The organism is bacterium (assembly GCA_017744355.1).
GTDB lineage: Bacteria > Cyanobacteriota > Sericytochromatia > S15B-MN24 > UBA4093 > JAGIBK01.
Genome location: JAGIBK010000003.1, coordinates 403,148 through 417,797 on the forward strand (window position 1 = coordinate 403,148; position 14,650 = coordinate 417,797).

A 14,650-nucleotide genomic window follows, 5' to 3' on the forward strand; every position below is an offset into this window, starting at 1 on the left:
CTAGCGCAGGCTGGTCTTCCAGCGGTTGAGCGATTTGTGGCTCTGGTGCACCAAGAGAGTGCTGAGCGCGAGCGGATGCAGGCGCTGCTCCTGGTACTCGCTGGTGAAGTCCTCGTGCTTGAAGATCAAGACCGTGTGCGTCAGGTCGTGGAAGCCGCTGACCACGCGTGGGCGCAAGAGGATGATCACGCTCTGGAGGTAGTGCCGGATCCGCTGCTCTTCGCTGCCCCGGGCCTCGCGGCTCGAGATGCGGCGCAGGGGCGGGATCAGGTCGTCGACGCTCGCAAGCTCCGAGAGAGGGCGATGGCAAGCCGTCTCGACCATGGGCACGATGGTCTCGCACTCGGCGGGCCACAGGGTCTCGAAGAGACGCGGCAGGATGCGCGGATCGGCATAGTGACCGAGGGCCCGGATCACGTTCTGGAGGACCTCGGCGTCCGCATCCCCCAGCGCCGTCAAGAGCGCCGGCAGACGGGCCGAATCGACACCGACGGCCAGGGCATCCGAGGCCGCGCGGCGGATCAGCACGTCACGGTCGGACAAGAGGCGCAAGAGCAGATCATTGGCAGCAGGATCCTCGAGGGCTTGCAGCTTGCGCAGGGCGAAGGGGCGGCAGGCGCGCGTCTCGTCGCTCACGTAGGCGATGAGGGCCTGGGAGACCTCCGGCGAACGCAGCTCGATCAAGGCCGAGATCGTCGCCTTGATCAGGTAATCGTTGACCGTGCCGTTGAGCATCCGGATGAGGGGCTGGATGGAGCCGCGGGGGTCCAGACCGACCAGCACGGGGATCAGGCGCTCGCACGCAAGGGGGTTCAGCTCCTCGCTGAGGGCGCACAGGGGCTCGAAGACGCTGGGGCCGATGGCCAAGAGCGCCTCGGCCGCAAAGCGCGCCGTCTCCTCGGAATGGCCGAGCGCAAGCGCGAGAGGGCGCGCCGCCGAGGGATCCTGACGGGTGCCGAGCGACTGGGTCGCCGTCATCACGACCTGCTCGTCGAGATCCGTCAGCAGGTCGGTCAGCATGGCGGTCACGGCCGCGCCGCGGAAGTTGGCGAGCCCCTGGGCCACGACACGCCGCACCTTGGGGTCCCGGTCCATGAGCGCCGCCTTCAGCACCGGCAGGGTGGAAGGCTGGTGGGCATTCAGCAAGCCCTTGAGGGCCACCAGCTTGAGGGTGGCGTCCTCGTCCTGGGTGACCTGCGAAAGGCAGTAGGCGGCCTGCGGGGTCGCGATCTGACCGAGCAAATGAGCTGTCTTGAGGCGGACCTGGCGATCGGGATCGGCGAGCTGCTTGGTCCAGTAAGGCAGCGTGCCCGGCAGCAAGCCTGAGCGATACAGGGCCAGGATCCCGATGATGAAGGCCGCAAGGACCGCAAAGGCAATCAGCAGGTGCACGATAGGGCCAATCTTTGCACGAGGGGGTTACCCCCCTATTCTACGGCCAAAGCGGCCCCGCGAAAAGTCAGGCAGACCGTGTCCCTGACAAAGGAAGCGCTTCTTCGAGGGATCGCACCCGATCCGCGAGCAGTTCGGCCTGGGCGATGCCGCGATCGAGCGCGTCGCGCCCGGAGCGCAACTGGGCCGCGAGATTCTCCTCGAACTCGCTGGTGGCGAGGATCCCCTCCAGCCGCGCGCAGCGGGCCTGGAGCGAGGCGGAGAGTTCCACCAAATAGGGCATCCAGGGGGCGGCCCCGCCGCTCGGCGTCGCCTCGCGCTGCGACAGGTCGATGCCGAGGCCCCGAAGCTCGTTTGCCACTTCGAGGGCCTTGTCCGCGCGGCCCTCGGGGCTCGTCGCCAACGCCAGGTCGAGCGCAAGCTGGGTCAGGCGATCGCCGAGTGCGCGCACCTGCGCCGTCTCGGAAGGTGGGGGCTGCATCTGGGCCTGCAAGAGGCGCTCGTGCAGGCCTGCGGCCTGCTCGCTGAGGTCCTGGGCGAAGCTCCAGGCCTCGTGGGCCCGCCGGGCAGGCGCCGTGGCCAGAACGTAGGAGCGATCGAGCGCGCGCAGGGTCGCAGCCAGCGCGTCGCGCAGCGCGGGTAATGCGCTTGCGACCCCGGCCACGCGCGAGGCGGCCTCGTCGAGCTGCGAGCCGCGGCTTGCTGCCGGCTTGGTCCGACGGCTCGTGCGGCGTCCCCAGGCCAGGGTAAGCCAGACCACGAAGAGGCCCGCGCCCAGCGCCAGGATGGCTCCGAGCGCAAGCCCACCCGCTTCTTTCCGGGGCAGACTCGGCAAAAAGCGCCGCGCCGTGACGGGCGCCTCGGTGGGGACGAGCGCGATTGGCTCGGGCAGGGCGGATGCGAGCGGCTCCGGCTCGGGCTGGGTCGAGGGGGTGGCGATCGCCTCGAACGGGGCGGGACCCAAGGTGGGCAGCGCCATCGGCGCCTGGGCCCGCGCGGGAAGCGCCGTCCCCAGGGCGATGAGACAAGCAAACGACAGTCGAAGCAGCATATCCCCATCATGCCATGACCAGCCGCCCCTTGGGCGGCTTTCGGCTATAATGGTTCTTCTCTACGGGACAGGCGCACCGCGCCGCCAAGCCCGCCTTCAACCAGAAGAGGAACGTCATCCCTATGAAAATGTCCCAGCTCCTCGCGCCCACCCTGCGCGAAGTTCCCTCCGAAGCCGAGATCATCAGCCACCAGCTCCTCTTGCGCGCGGGCTTCATCCGCCGGGTGACGCCCGGGGTCTACAACCTCTACCCGCTCATGTGGCGCGTGGTGCGCAAGGTCGAGCAGATCGTCCGCGAGGAGATGGACCGCATCGGCAGCCAGGAGCTGCGCATGCCCATCCTGTCGCCCGCTGAGCTCTGGATGGAGTCGGGTCGCTGGCAGGCCTACGGCAAGGAGATGTTCCGCCTCAAGAACCGCCACGACCGTGACGAACTGCTGGGCCCCACCCACGAAGAGGTCGTCACCTCCATCGGCCGCGAAGAGCTCAGGAGCTACCGCCAGCTGCCCACCACCCTCTACCAGATCCAGGTCAAGTTCCGCGACGAGATCCGCCCCCGCTTCGGCCTTCTGCGCGGCCGCGAGTTCGTCATGAAGGACGCCTACTCGTTCCACACCGACACCGACAGCCTCGAAGTGACCTACGCCGAGCAGTGCCGCGCCTACACCCGCATCTTCGAGCGGTGCGGCCTGCACACCCGCATGGTCGAGTCGGACGTGGGGGCCATCGGCGGCTCGGCGGCCCATGAGTTCATGGTCGTGGTGGACACGGCGGGCGGCGAGAACGACCTGCTCTTCTGCGACGCCTGCAACTACGCCGCCAACGTGGAGCGCGCCGAGAGCCTGCTCGTGAAGGCCACCGGCGAGGCGCCCAAGGCCCTCGAGAAGGTCTCGACCCCCGCGACCAAGACCATCGCCCAGCTCTCCGACTTCCTCAAGGTGACGCCTTCGACCATCGTCAAGACGCTCGTCTACCGCGTCGAGACCATGCCCGAGGATCCCGCCCGCGCCGACCAGACCGACCTCTCGTTCGTGGCGGTGCTCATCCGTGGCGACCTGGAAGTCAACGACGTCAAGCTCGGCAACGTCCTGGGCGCTCTCGACCTGCGCCTGGCGAGCGACGAGGAGCTCTCGGCCCGCGCCGGCGCCGGCGCCGGTTTCGTCGGCCCCATCGGCCTCCAGGTCGATGCGGTGGTCGCCGACGAGTCGGTCCGCGATCTCACCAACTTCGTGCTCGGCCCCAACGAGACCGACATGCACTTCGTCAACGCCAACTGGGGCCGCGACTACACCCCCGAGCGCTGGGTGGACGTGCGCCTGGCCAAGCCCGGCGAGACCTGCTCGCGCTGTGGCAAGGGCCACCTCTCGCACGCCAAGGGCATCGAGGTCGGCAACACCTTCAAGCTCGGCACCAAGTACTCGGCCAAGATGGGCGCGACCTTCATGGACCAAGACGGCTCCGAGAAGCCCTTCGTCATGGGCTGCTACGGCATCGGCGTGACCCGCACCGCCCAGGCCGCCGTCGAGGCGCTGCACGACACGGACGGCATCAAGTGGCCGGTCGCGATCGCTCCCTACCACCTGGTGGTGGTGCCGACCAACGTCAAGGACGAGAGCCTGATGGAAGTCGCCCAGCGCCTCTACCACGAGGCCGCCTCCAAGGGGCTCGAGGTGGTCCTGGACGACCGCGAGGAGCGCGCCGGCGTCAAGTTCAAGGACGCGGATCTCATCGGCTTCCCGGTGCGCCTGACGGTCGGCAAGGGGGTTGCTGAGGGCAAGGTCGAGGTCAAGTTCCGCATGGAGGGGACGACCGAGGCCCTAGCGATCGACGACAGCGTGGAGCGCATCCGCAACTACGTGCACCAGGCCATGGCCGGGCATCATCGCCAGCCGATCGGGGTATAAAACAACCGAAGGCTTCATCATTCAGGAGGCGATCCGCTGTGACCAGCAAGCTCGAAGACCTGCTCTTGGCCAAGGTAGACACCTTGCCCCAGTTCCGCTTCTCCCCGATCCTCAACGAGGCGATGGAGTTGCTGGACGATCCTGACGCCAACGTCGACGCGCTTGCCTCGGTCATCGCCAAGGACAAGCAGCTGGCCGGCCAGCTGATGAGCACGACGACGGAGCGCGCCCAGCGCTCCGTCCAGAACGTCCACCAGGCCATCCGCCTGATGGGCCTCAACACGGTCAAGAACTTCATCTCGGCCACCACCGAGGCGGACGGCAAGACCAACGGGCTGGACCCCGCGACCTTCGAGATCATGCAGGGCCGGCTCTGGAAGCACTCTCAGCTGGTGGCCATCTGCTGCCAGCTGCTCGCCCAGGAGCTGGAGTACCCCAACCTGTCGCAGGCCTACGCGGCGGGTCTCTTCCACGACCTGGGCAAGGCGGTCCTCAACGCCTTCGCCTTTGAGGAAATCTCGGAGTCGATCAAGCTGACCCAGGCCAAGGCGGTCTCGACCGTCACCGCCGAGGACCACGCCCTCGGCTTCAACCACTCCTACTTCGGGGCCAAGGTGCTGGAGCGCTGGGGCCTGCCCCCCGCGCTGGTCGAGCCCGTCCGGCTGCACCATAAGCCGCTCGAGGCGCAGCTCAACAAGCGCCTGGTGCGGATCGTCCACCTGGCGGACGTGGCCGTGAACTGCCAGCAGACCAAGCTGCCCATCGGCATCTCGCTCTTCCCGGTGGACAAGACGGTGCTCGCCGAGTCGGGCGTCACCAAGGAGCGGCTCGCCGAGCTCGCTCAGCAGTCCGCCGACCTCTTCGCCAAGATCGAGGCCAAGAGCGCGGGCTAAAGAGCACCTAACAAAACCAGGCATGTTACGGCCGCTGGCCGCCGTAGGCGGCTCGAAGGAACAGTTTTGTTAGGCGCTCCCCCTACATCCCGAAATAACGTCCGATCATCGTCTCGGCCTGCGCGAGCAACACGCGCAGGCCGAGCACGTCTTCGGTGCTCAGGCGCTCGTCGTGCGCTTCGAGGTAGGCAAAGGCCTCGTCGGTGCGCTGTACGAGCTGCTGCTGCTCGTGGTAGCCCTGATTGATCGCATCGACCAGGGCGTCGTACATCTCGCGGTAGGTCCAATCCAGGTAACTCATCAATCCCTCGGCAAAGTTTCAAGAAAGTCGGCGATCGCGCCGTTCACGGCGCCTGGGCGTTCGAGCATCGGCACGTGGCCCGCCTCGGGGATCCAGCGCAGCTGCGCGCCCGGGATGCCCCGCTGGAAGGCCTCGGCGTAGGGCGGGGGGATGACCCGGTCTTGCTCACCCCACACCACGAGGGTCGGCACGCGGATCTCGCCCAGCCGCGCCTGAAGGTCGGTGCGCAGGGGGGTCGCCGTCAGCCGCCGCATGGTCGCGTACCAGGCCGGGACCTCGCCCGTCGCGGCGCGCGCGAGGGTCGGCGACGGCCGATAGAAGAGAGCCTGCATGAAGGCCGAAACGTCGACCTCGGCGGGCGAGAGGATGGGGTGGCCTTCGAGCTTCAGGCCCGAGGCGTCGACCAGCACCAGGGCCCCCACTCGGTCGGGATGGTCCAGGGCCAACTGGAGCGCGACCCGGCCCCCCATGGAGGTGCCGACGACCACCGGCCGCTCCCAGCCTGCAAGCGCCATCCACTCGGCCACGAAGGAGGCGTAGTCGTCCACCGACTCCACCCCGGGTGCCAGCTCCGAATCGCCGTAGCCCGGCAAGTCGATGGCGATCGCCGTGTGGGTCTGGCCGAAGCGGCGCAGCTGGTTGAACCAGGTCTTGCCGCTGCCGCCGGTACCGTGAATGAAGAGAAGAGGAGCCCCCTCGCCCCGCACGTAAGCGTGGAGCCGTGCGCCTTTCAGGTTGAACGCTTGTTCCATGCTACCATTACACCACGGAAAGGAGGCCCCATGCGCGGACCCATCACCGACTACCACGTCCACGTCGAGCGCGGCCCCTACACCCTCGAATGGCTGGAGCGCTTCGTCGACCAGGCCAAGCGCGCGGGCGTCACCGAGCTCGGCATCTCCGAGCACGCCTACCGCTTCACCCAGACCCGGCCCCTGCTCTCCAACCCCTGGGTCGAGAAGCGCAAGACCGAGGACCTGGACGAGTACCTAGGCCTCCTGCTCGACGCCCGCAAGAAGGGCATCGCCCTCAAGATCGGCATCGAGATGGACTTCATGCCCGAGAACGCCGAGCGGATGAAGGACTTTCTGGCCGCCTACCCCTTCGACTACGCCATCGGCTCGGTCCACTGGCTCGGCGGCTTCGGCTTCGACCTGGACGAGATGCGCGACCAGTGGGAGCAAAACCGGGTCGAAGAGGTCTACGAGACCTACTTCTCGGTGCTCGAACAGCTCATCGCCTCGCGCTGCGTGGACATCATCGGCCATGCGGACGTGATCAAGGTCTTCGGCTTCAAGGCCCCCGAGGTCGCCGCGCGCTGGTACGAGCGCCTCACCCCCATGATCAAGGCCTCGGGGCTCGCCGTCGAGGTCAGCACCGCGGGCTGGCGCAAGCCGGTCAACGAGCTCTACCCCGCTCCCGAGTGGCTCGCTAGGCTAGTGGCGGCAGATGTCCCCCTGGTGCTCTCGTCCGACGCCCACCGTCCCGAGGACGTGGGGTCCTTCTATCCCCAGGCCCTCGACCTGTTGCGGGCCCTCGGCCTCAAGGGCCTTGCGACGTTCACCGGCCGGAAAATGAGCAATTACGTCACATCGTAACCGCTCACCCGTTTTAAAATTCGGACAAACGGTGCATGTTAGCCTCGGAGTCACCCTCTTGGCCACCGAGGTATTGCGCGTGACGATCATTCCGACCCTCAACTTCGACAACCCGGACTTCAATTCGCTGCGCCAGCAAGCCTGGCAGGCGGTCGGCAGCGAGACGGGCGCCGACTACGACTCGTTCGCCCTGGGCTTCAACACGGCCCTGACCTCGATCCTGAGCTCGTTGGCAAGCCCCGAGTAGGCCTGAGCGCGAGGCGTCACCTGCTTCTGCGGTGACGGCCCGCGCCGCGTCTGGTACCATGGAAGACGAATACCATTCAAGCGCGATCCCGCGCCGGGAGCTCATCCCGGCGCGGGATTTCTCGCAAAAACAGCAAGCAATCAAGCGTTCAGCAAGGTGATCGTAATCTTCCCGCAACAATTAATGCGGTAAGCTAGGGGGGTAGCCCCCTAGCCAGAGGTGCCAATGCCCATGATCATTCCCCTCCTCGACCTCGAGAACCCCGACTTCAAGGGATTGGTTCGCCAAGCGTGGCAGGCGGTCGGCCATCAGAGTGGCGCCGACTACGACTCCTTCACCCTGGGCTTCCAGACCGCCATCACCTCGATGCTGGGGTCCCTGGCTGCCCCGACTAATCCTTGAAGTTGGCGCAGACGGCCTCGCGAACCTTCGCGACCAGGTCGTCCAGGGTCTCGCGGGTGTAGCCTTCGGTCGCGATCGCCTCGCCGAAGACCAGCTCGATCTCGCCGGGCTGCAGGCGCCAGTCCCCGTTGCGCAAGAGCTGATAGGCGCCGTTGAAGGTGAAGGGCACGATGTCCGCCCCGGCGCCGAGCGCCATGTGGAAGCCCCCTTTCTTGAAGGGACCGATCCGACCGTCCTTGGTCCGGGTGCCCTCGGGCAGGATGACGATCGAGGTGCCCTGCTTGAGACGATCGGTCGCCTCCGCGATGGTGGCCCGCGCCGCCTCGGGGTCCTCCCGGTCGATGGGGATGTTGCCCCAGGCCCGCGACGCGGGGCCGTAGAGCGGCAGGCGCTGATTCTCCCGCTTCTCGATCCCCACCATGTGGTGCGGGATCGCCACCACCAGGATGAACGGATCGAGCAGATTCTGGTGATTGCCCATGAAGACGTGGGCGCGCGACCAGTCCACCCGCTCGGCCCCGAGCACCCGGATGCGAATCCCGCACAAGAAGAAGGCCGAGCGCGCAGCGGCCTGGACCACCCGCAGCCCGATGGCAGGGTTGATGGGGAGCGTCACCAAGAGGACGGGGACGGCCACGAGCAAGTGTAAGACCCAGACAAGCCAGGCGTAGAGCGAAAAGAGCGTCTTCATAACCCGTCTCATGCCCGCAGGCGCTGAGGGACAAACTCTTGGTCCCAAGCTTGCTTGCTCCCTCTATCCGAGCGAGGGATAATGCAGCGGATCCGCTCGCGTGAAGGAGATGCCATGACGCTCAAAGAAGTCCAGGTGACCAGCCGGCTGCACGACTACATGATCGCCAACTCGCTGCGCGAGCCCGAGGTGCTGCGCCGCCTGCGCGAGGAGACCGCCCGCCACCCCCGCGCCCAGATGCAGATTGCGGCCATGCAAGGCCAGTTCATGCGGCTGCTCATCAAGCTGCTGGGCGCCAAGAAGACCCTCGAAGTCGGTGTCTTCACCGGCTACAGCTCGCTCTCGGTCGCCCTCGCCCTGCCCGAGGACGGCCGCATCGTCGCCTGCGACGTCTCGGAGGAGTACACCGCCATGGCCCGGCGCTACTGGGTCGAGGCGGGCGTCGCCTCCAAGATCGACCTGCGCATCGCCCCGGCCCTTGAGACCCTGGATGGCCTCATCGCAGCCGGCGAGGCGGGCACCTTCGACTTCGCCTTCATCGACGCCGACAAGGAAAACTACCAGGGCTACTACGAGCGCTCGCTCACCCTCTTGCGGCCCGGTGGCCTGATCGCCATCGACAACGTGCTCTGGTCGGGCTCGGTGGCGGATCCCAACGACCACGACGCAAGCACCGAGGCCATCCGCGCCATCAATCGCTTCGTCCACCACGACGAGCGCGTGGACATGAGCATGCTGCCGGTGGCCGACGGGCTGACGCTCGCCCGTAAGCGCTAGGCGATGCCTTCTCCCGTCGCGCTTAAAAAAGCGCGACGGGCTCCCCGGCGGCAAGGCGGCTCAGCTTGTCGCCGGTCACGCGGTAGACGGTCCACTCGTCCATGGCCTTGGCGCCCTGGGCCTTGTAGAACTGGATGGACGGCTCGTTCCAATCCAGCACGCTCCACTCCAGGCGGCCGCAGTCCCGCTCCACCGTGAGCTGCGCGAGACGGACCAACAGGGCCTTACCGATCCCCTTGCCCCGGAACGTGGGCTTCACGAACAGGTCTTCCAGGTAGATGCCGGGCTTGGCCAAGAAGGTCGAGTAGTTGTGGAAGAAGAGGGCGAAGCCCGCAAGCTCGCCGTCTTCCTCGGCCATCAGGACCTCGACGTAGGGGCGATCGCCGAACAGGTGCGCGTGCAGGCGCTCCTCGTTGGCCTCCACCTCGTGAAGCAGCTGCTCGTAGTCGGCCAGGTCCTTGATGAGGCCGAGAATGGCGGGCACGTCCTCAGGGGTAGCGAAGCGAATGGTCATGGGATGGGTCTCCAGTGGGGATGGGTCAAGCTCGTGAGGATGTGGTCCTCCCAGCGACCGTTGATCTGCAGGTAGTCGCGTGCCACGCCTTCGGTCACGAAGCCGAGGCGCTTCAAGAGGTTGCCGCTGCGCTGGTTGCGCGGCATGTAGTTGGCCTGGATCCGATGCAGGTTCAGGGTCTCGAACACGTAGGCGATCGCCACCTCCAGGGCCTCGGCCATGTAGCCGTGGCCCTGGGCTTCTGCTGCAAGCGCATAACCCAGGTTGCACATCTGAGCGACCCCGCGCTGAATGGCCGTGAAGTTGACGCTCCCGATGACCTGAGACGGGCGATCTCGCAGGAACACGAAGAGGCGCAGGGATTGCCCCGCTTCGAACTCCTCCTGGTTTCGCCGCACCTGGTCGACCCAGCGCGCAGGCGTATAGAAGTCAGCGGAACGTGCAGGCTCGTAGGGCGACAGGTGCGCGCGGTTCTCCTCGAAGAAAGCGAGAATCGCCGGGACGTCCGCGGGCGCGGCGAGCCGCAACACGAGGCGAGAGGCCCCAAGGCTCAAGGATGGATCAGACATGCCCTCAATCTTACACCGGCTCCTGGGCGACGCACGTATCGCAGGTCCCTAACTAGGCCTATAATGGGGATAGCAGGCTCCGCAACACGAGGAGCCCGGTGAACCCTCCAGCATTCCTTAGGACAAGAGGTCGCTAAATGCTCGAATCATACCGTCAGCACGTCGCCGAGCGTGCCGCCCTGGGGATCCCCCCCCTGCCCCTGACCGCGCAGCAGACCACCGAGCTGGTCGCCCTGCTCCAGAGCCCGCCCCAAGGCGAGGAAGCTTTCCTCGTCGAGCTGCTGACCTACCGCGTCCCGGCCGGGGTGGACGACGCAGCCAAGGTCAAGGCCGAGTTCCTGGCCAACCTCGCTCGCGGCACCGCCAGCTGCGGCCTCGTCTCCCGGGAAAAGGCCATCGAGCTGCTGGGCACCATGCTGGGCGGCTTCAACGTCCTGCCGCTGATCGAAGCCCTCGACGGCCCCCACGCCGCCACCGCCGCTGAGGCGCTCAAGAAGACCCTCCTGGTCTTCGACTACTTCCACGACGTCAAGGAGCTGGCCGACAAGGGGAACCCCCATGCCAAGGCGGTCATCCAGAGCTGGGCCGACGGCGAGTGGTTCACCTCGCGCCCGGAGGTCCCGACCTCGCTCAAGCTGACCGTCTTCAAGGTGACCGGCGAGACCAACACCGACGACCTCTCGCCCGCTCCGGACGCCTGGTCGCGCCCCGACATCCCCCTGCACGCCCTGGCGATGCTCAAGAACCCCCGTGCGGGCATCGAGCCGGACGAGACCGGCGCCCGCGGCCCCATCAAGCAGCTGGAGGCCCTGAAGGCCAAGGGCAACCTCGTCGCCTACGTCGGGGATGTGGTGGGCACCGGTTCGAGCCGCAAGTCCGCCACCAACTCGGTGCTCTGGTTCACGGGCGAGGACATCCCCTTCGTTCCCAACAAGCGCTTCGGTGGCGTCTGCATCGGCGGCAAGATCGCGCCCATCTTCTTCAACACGATGGAAGACGCGGGGGCCCTGCCCATCGAGATTGACGTCGCCCAGATGGAAATGGGCGATGAAATCGAGCTGCGGGTCGACCACGCCGCCGCCAAGGTCACGGCGCTGAAGAACGGGGCCGTGATCGCCGAGAGCCAGCTCAAGACCCCGGTCATCCTCGACGAGGTCCGCGCGGGCGGCCGCATCAACCTGATCATCGGTCGCGGCCTCACGGCCAAGGCCCGCGAGGCCCTCGGCCTTGCGCCCTCCACCCTCTTCCGCCTGCCGCAGAGCCCGGCGGACTCCGGCAAGGCCTACACCCTCGCCCAGAAGATCGTGGGCCGGGCCTGCGGCCTGCCCGAGGGCAAGGGCATCCTTCCCGGCACCTACTGCGAGCCCAAGATGACCACCGTGGGCTCCCAGGACACCACCGGCCCCATGACGCGCGACGAGCTCAAGGACCTGGCCTGCCTCGGCTTCTCGGCCGACCTCGTCATGCAGTCCTTCTGCCACACCGCGGCCTACCCCAAGCTGGTGGACGTGAAGACGCACCGCGAGTTGCCCACCTTCATCACCCAGCGCTTCGGCGTCTCGCTGCGGCCCGGTGACGGGGTCATCCACTCGTGGCTCAACCGCCTCTTGCTGCCCGACACGGTGGGCACCGGCGGCGACTCGCACACCCGCTTCCCCATCGGCGTTTCCTTCCCGGCAGGCTCGGGCCTGGTCGCCTTCGCTGCCGCCACCGGCGTCATGCCGCTGGACATGCCCGAGTCGGTGCTCGTGCGCTTCAAGGGGCAGATGCAGCCCGGCGTCACCCTGCGCGATCTTGTGAATGCCATCCCCTACTACGCCATCAAGAAGGGTCTCTTGACCGTCGAGAAGAAGGGCAAGATCAACGTCTTCTCGGGCCGGATCCTCGAAATCGAAGGGCTTCCCGACCTCAAGGTGGAGCAGGCCTTCGAGCTGTCAGACGCCTCGGCCGAGCGCTCGGCGGCGGCCTGCGTGGTCGCGCTCAACCCCGAGCCCATCACCGAGTACATGCGCTCGAACATCACCCTGATGAAGTGGATGATCGCCAACGACTACGAGGATGCCCGCACCCTGCGCCGCCGCATCAAGGCGATGGAGGAATGGATCGCGGATCCCAAGCTCCTCAAGGCCGACAGCGACGCCGAGTACGCGGCCGTGATCGAGATCGACATGAACGAGATCACTGAGCCGATCGTCGCCTGCCCCAACGATCCGGACGACGTGAAGCTGCTGTCAGAGGTGGCCGGCGACAAGATCGACGAGGTCTTCATCGGCTCGTGCATGACCAACATCGGGCACTTCCGCGCCGCCGGCAAGGTGCTCGACGGCAAGAGCGACATCCCGACCCGGTTGTGGATCGCCCCGCCCACCAAGATGGACGCCATGATCCTCAACGAAGAAGGCTACTACTCGGTGCTCGGCAAGTCCGGGGCCCGCATGGAGACGCCCGGCTGCTCCCTGTGCATGGGCAACCAGGCGCAGATCAAGCGCGGTAGCACCGCCATGTCGACCTCGACCCGCAACTTCCCGAACCGGCTTGGGATCGACACCCGGGTCTACCTCGGCTCGGCGGAGCTTGCGGCGGTTTGCGCGCTGCTGGGCAAGATCCCCACTCCGAGCGAGTACCACGAGCAGGTCCAGGCGGTGAACGCCAAGGCCTCCGAGATCTATCGCTACATGAACTTCGACCAGATCGCGGAGTTCCGGGACGTGGCGGCGACCGTCTCGGTCTAGGCCCCGTTCCTCAGACGCCCGCCGGAAGCTCCGGCGGGCGTTTTCTCTTGGGGATGCTCCCGCACTGCGCGCTCTTACAACGGCTCCCGGTCGTAAAGGCGCGTCATGCGGTCGAAGCGCACCTTGATCGCATGGGTGAGCTCGCCCTCCTCGAAGCGCCAGGCCCAGTTGCCCCCCATGGTGCCCGGCGTGTTCATCCGGGCCTCGGATCCCAGGCCCAGCAGATCCTGGAGCGGCACCACCGAGAGGTCCGCCACCGAGGCGTGCCCCAGCCGGATCAACTCCCAGCTCGGCTCGGTGATGCGCTCCTTGCCGATGTACTCGGCCATCAGGGCCTTGTCCTCGGGCTTGGCCTTCTCGTACCAGCCCTTGCTCGTGTCGTTGTCGTGAGTGCCGGGGTAGACGACGCAGTTGCGCGGATAGAGGTGCGGGTAGTAGTTGTTCTCCTCGGCGGCGTCGAAGGCAAACTGCAGGATCTTCATGCCGGGCAGGCCGAAGCGATCGCGCAACTCGACCACGTCCGGGGTGATCACCCCCAGGTCCTCGGCGATGAGGGGCAGATCCCCCAGCTGCTCCTTGAGGGCCTCGAACAGGGCCGCCCCCGGCCCCGGCACCCAGCGGCCGTTGACCGCCGTCGGCTCGCCCGCGGGGATCTCCCAGAAGCCCGCGAAGCCCCGGAAGTGGTCAAGCCGGATGAGGTCCACCAGGCGCAAGAGCGACCTGAGGCGAGCCGCCCACCAAGCGTAGTTCGTCTCGGCCATCTTTCCCCAGTCGTAGTGCGGGTTCCCCCAGAGCTGACCCGTGGCGCTGAAGTAATCGGGCGGCACCCCCGCCACGACCAGCGGGTGGCCCCGCTCGTCCAGCCGCCACAGCGCGGGGTGCGCCCACACGTCCGCGCTGTCGTGGGCGACGAAGATGGGAGCGTCCCCGATGAGGCGCACGTTCCGGGAGTTGGCGTAGGCCTTGAGGCCCCGCCACTGCTCGAAGAAGAGGTACTGGCCGAACTGGTGCAGACGGATCCGGGAGGCCAGGCGCTCGCGGGCCGCCTCCAGGGGCTGCTCCTCGCGCCTTGCAAGGTCGGTCGGCCAATCGGTCCAGGGCAGGCCGCCCTGCTCTTCCTTGATCGCCATGAAGAGGGCGTAGTCGTCGAGCCAGACGTGCTCGTCTTCGATGAACGCATCGAAGCGCGCCTTCTCCTCGAAGGTCGCGCGCTCCTCGTAATGCCGAAAGGCCGTCGCGAGCATCGTTCGCTTCCAGGGTCCCACCGCCCCGTAGTCCACCCGATGGACCGGGAACTCCGGCGCGGAGGCCAGATCGACCTCGTCGAGCCAGCCGTCCTCGTGCAGCCGCAGGGGCGAGATGAGGAAAGGGTTGCCCGCGAAGGCCGAAGGCGAGAAATAGGGCGAGTCACCGACGCTGGTCGGCGTCAGCGGCAGCACCTGCCACCACCCCTGGGCCATGTCGGCCAGGTGCTCGACCCAGGCGATCGCCTGCGGCCCCAGATCGCCGATGCCGAAGCGGCCCGGCAACGAGGTCGGATGCAACAGGACGCCGCTGCGGCGGGGGCTCATGGGCCGCC

15 protein-coding genes are annotated in these 14,650 nt (G+C 67.0%); 7 read left to right on the forward strand and 8 right to left on the reverse strand.

What is annotated here, in order from left to right:
* Both J7643_10780 and J7643_10785 read right to left on the reverse strand, forming a co-directional pair.
* Positions 1 to 1,392, reverse strand: coding sequence for a HEAT repeat domain-containing protein (locus tag J7643_10780; protein ID MBO9541062.1), 1,392 nt, complete (start codon positions 1,390 to 1,392; stop codon positions 1 to 3).
* Positions 1,393 to 1,459: 67 nt separating this feature from the next.
* Positions 1,460 to 2,443, reverse strand: coding sequence for a hypothetical protein (locus J7643_10785; GenBank protein ID MBO9541063.1), 984 nt, complete (start codon positions 2,441 to 2,443; stop codon positions 1,460 to 1,462).
* A gap of 122 nt (positions 2,444 to 2,565) precedes the next feature.
* Between J7643_10785 and J7643_10790 the strand changes: the two genes are divergently transcribed.
* Both J7643_10790 and J7643_10795 read left to right on the forward strand, forming a co-directional pair.
* Positions 2,566 to 4,347 carry a proline--tRNA ligase gene (locus J7643_10790; GenBank protein MBO9541064.1) on the forward strand — a complete coding sequence of 594 codons (1,782 nt, stop codon included), beginning with the start codon at positions 2,566 to 2,568 and terminating at the stop codon, positions 4,345 to 4,347.
* A 38-nt stretch (positions 4,348 to 4,385) separates the two neighbouring features.
* Entirely contained in the window at positions 4,386 to 5,240 is an 855-nt protein-coding gene (locus J7643_10795) for an HDOD domain-containing protein (GenBank protein MBO9541065.1), read from the forward strand.
* Between the two features lie 82 nt (positions 5,241 to 5,322).
* Here J7643_10795 and J7643_10800 read toward each other — a convergent pair whose 3' ends face one another.
* Together J7643_10800 and J7643_10805 are read right to left on the reverse strand one after the other, a co-directional pair.
* The gene (locus J7643_10800; protein MBO9541066.1) at positions 5,323 to 5,541 is read right to left on the reverse strand and encodes a hypothetical protein; all 219 of its coding nucleotides are present in this window, start codon (positions 5,539 to 5,541) and stop codon (positions 5,323 to 5,325) included.
* Complete coding sequence (locus tag J7643_10805) at positions 5,541 to 6,293, reverse strand: alpha/beta fold hydrolase (protein MBO9541067.1); 753 nt, start codon at positions 6,291 to 6,293, stop codon at positions 5,541 to 5,543. The genes J7643_10800 and J7643_10805 overlap by 1 nt, the downstream gene beginning before the upstream one ends.
* 30 nt (positions 6,294 to 6,323) lie before the next feature.
* Between J7643_10805 and J7643_10810 the strand changes: the two genes are divergently transcribed.
* The 3 genes from J7643_10810 (at position 6,324) to J7643_10820 (ending at position 7,788) form a co-directional block, all read left to right on the forward strand.
* Positions 6,324 to 7,139, forward strand: a complete 816-nt coding sequence (locus tag J7643_10810; GenBank protein ID MBO9541068.1) for a histidinol-phosphatase — start codon at positions 6,324 to 6,326, stop codon at positions 7,137 to 7,139.
* Positions 7,140 to 7,197: 58 nt separating this feature from the next.
* Positions 7,198 to 7,386, forward strand: a complete 189-nt coding sequence (locus J7643_10815; GenBank protein ID MBO9541069.1) for a hypothetical protein — start codon at positions 7,198 to 7,200, stop codon at positions 7,384 to 7,386.
* A 231-nt stretch (positions 7,387 to 7,617) separates the two neighbouring features.
* Positions 7,618 to 7,788: a hypothetical protein gene (locus J7643_10820; protein MBO9541070.1), complete on the forward strand. Its 171-nt coding sequence runs from the start codon at positions 7,618 to 7,620 to the stop codon at positions 7,786 to 7,788.
* Here the strand turns inward: J7643_10820 and J7643_10825 are convergent.
* A complete protein-coding gene (locus J7643_10825; GenBank protein MBO9541071.1) occupies positions 7,778 to 8,479 on the reverse strand; it encodes a 1-acyl-sn-glycerol-3-phosphate acyltransferase in 702 nt (233 codons plus the stop codon). The two genes, J7643_10820 and J7643_10825, sit on opposite strands and share 11 nt — an antisense overlap.
* Before the next feature lie 114 nt (positions 8,480 to 8,593).
* Between J7643_10825 and J7643_10830 the strand changes: the two genes are divergently transcribed.
* Positions 8,594 to 9,256, forward strand: coding sequence for a class I SAM-dependent methyltransferase (locus tag J7643_10830; GenBank protein ID MBO9541072.1), 663 nt, complete (start codon positions 8,594 to 8,596; stop codon positions 9,254 to 9,256).
* A 22-nt stretch (positions 9,257 to 9,278) separates the two neighbouring features.
* Here J7643_10830 and J7643_10835 read toward each other — a convergent pair whose 3' ends face one another.
* Both J7643_10835 and J7643_10840 read right to left on the reverse strand, forming a co-directional pair.
* Positions 9,279 to 9,770, reverse strand: a complete 492-nt coding sequence (locus J7643_10835; protein ID MBO9541073.1) for a GNAT family N-acetyltransferase — start codon at positions 9,768 to 9,770, stop codon at positions 9,279 to 9,281.
* A complete protein-coding gene (locus J7643_10840) occupies positions 9,767 to 10,339 on the reverse strand; it encodes a GNAT family N-acetyltransferase (protein ID MBO9541074.1) in 573 nt (190 codons plus the stop codon). The genes J7643_10835 and J7643_10840 overlap by 4 nt, the downstream gene beginning before the upstream one ends.
* Positions 10,340 to 10,476: 137 nt before the next feature.
* Between J7643_10840 and acnB the strand changes: the two genes are divergently transcribed.
* Complete coding sequence (acnB, locus tag J7643_10845; GenBank protein ID MBO9541075.1) at positions 10,477 to 13,071, forward strand: bifunctional aconitate hydratase 2/2-methylisocitrate dehydratase; 2,595 nt, start codon at positions 10,477 to 10,479, stop codon at positions 13,069 to 13,071.
* 74 nt (positions 13,072 to 13,145) lie between these two features.
* Here acnB and malQ read toward each other — a convergent pair whose 3' ends face one another.
* On the reverse strand, positions 13,146 to 14,642 hold the full coding sequence (gene malQ, locus J7643_10850) for a 4-alpha-glucanotransferase (GenBank protein MBO9541076.1): 1,497 nt from the start codon (positions 14,640 to 14,642) through the stop codon (positions 13,146 to 13,148).
* Between the last annotated feature and the right edge of the window lie 8 nt (positions 14,643 to 14,650).

Excerpts from the sequence above, each read along its gene's own strand:
- J7643_10785 (MBO9541063.1), bottom strand. The coding sequence starts at position 2,443 with ATGCTGCTTCGACTGTCGTTTGCTTGTCTCATCGCCCTGGGGACGGCG.
- J7643_10790 (MBO9541064.1), top strand. The coding sequence starts at position 2,566 with ATGAAAATGTCCCAGCTCCTCGCGCCCACCCTGCGCGAAGTTCCCTCC.
- J7643_10800 (MBO9541066.1), bottom strand. The coding sequence starts at position 5,541 with ATGAGTTACCTGGATTGGACCTACCGCGAGATGTACGACGCCCTGGTC.
- J7643_10805 (MBO9541067.1), bottom strand. The coding sequence starts at position 6,293 with ATGGAACAAGCGTTCAACCTGAAAGGCGCACGGCTCCACGCTTACGTG.
- J7643_10810 (MBO9541068.1), top strand. The coding sequence starts at position 6,324 with ATGCGCGGACCCATCACCGACTACCACGTCCACGTCGAGCGCGGCCCC.
- J7643_10820 (MBO9541070.1), top strand. The coding sequence starts at position 7,618 with ATGATCATTCCCCTCCTCGACCTCGAGAACCCCGACTTCAAGGGATTG.
- J7643_10825 (MBO9541071.1), bottom strand. The coding sequence starts at position 8,479 with ATGAAGACGCTCTTTTCGCTCTACGCCTGGCTTGTCTGGGTCTTACAC.
- J7643_10830 (MBO9541072.1), top strand. The coding sequence starts at position 8,594 with ATGACGCTCAAAGAAGTCCAGGTGACCAGCCGGCTGCACGACTACATG.
- J7643_10835 (MBO9541073.1), bottom strand. The coding sequence starts at position 9,770 with ATGACCATTCGCTTCGCTACCCCTGAGGACGTGCCCGCCATTCTCGGC.
- J7643_10840 (MBO9541074.1), bottom strand. The coding sequence starts at position 10,339 with ATGTCTGATCCATCCTTGAGCCTTGGGGCCTCTCGCCTCGTGTTGCGG.
- acnB (MBO9541075.1), top strand. The coding sequence starts at position 10,477 with ATGCTCGAATCATACCGTCAGCACGTCGCCGAGCGTGCCGCCCTGGGG.
- malQ (MBO9541076.1), bottom strand. The coding sequence starts at position 14,642 with ATGAGCCCCCGCCGCAGCGGCGTCCTGTTGCATCCGACCTCGTTGCCG.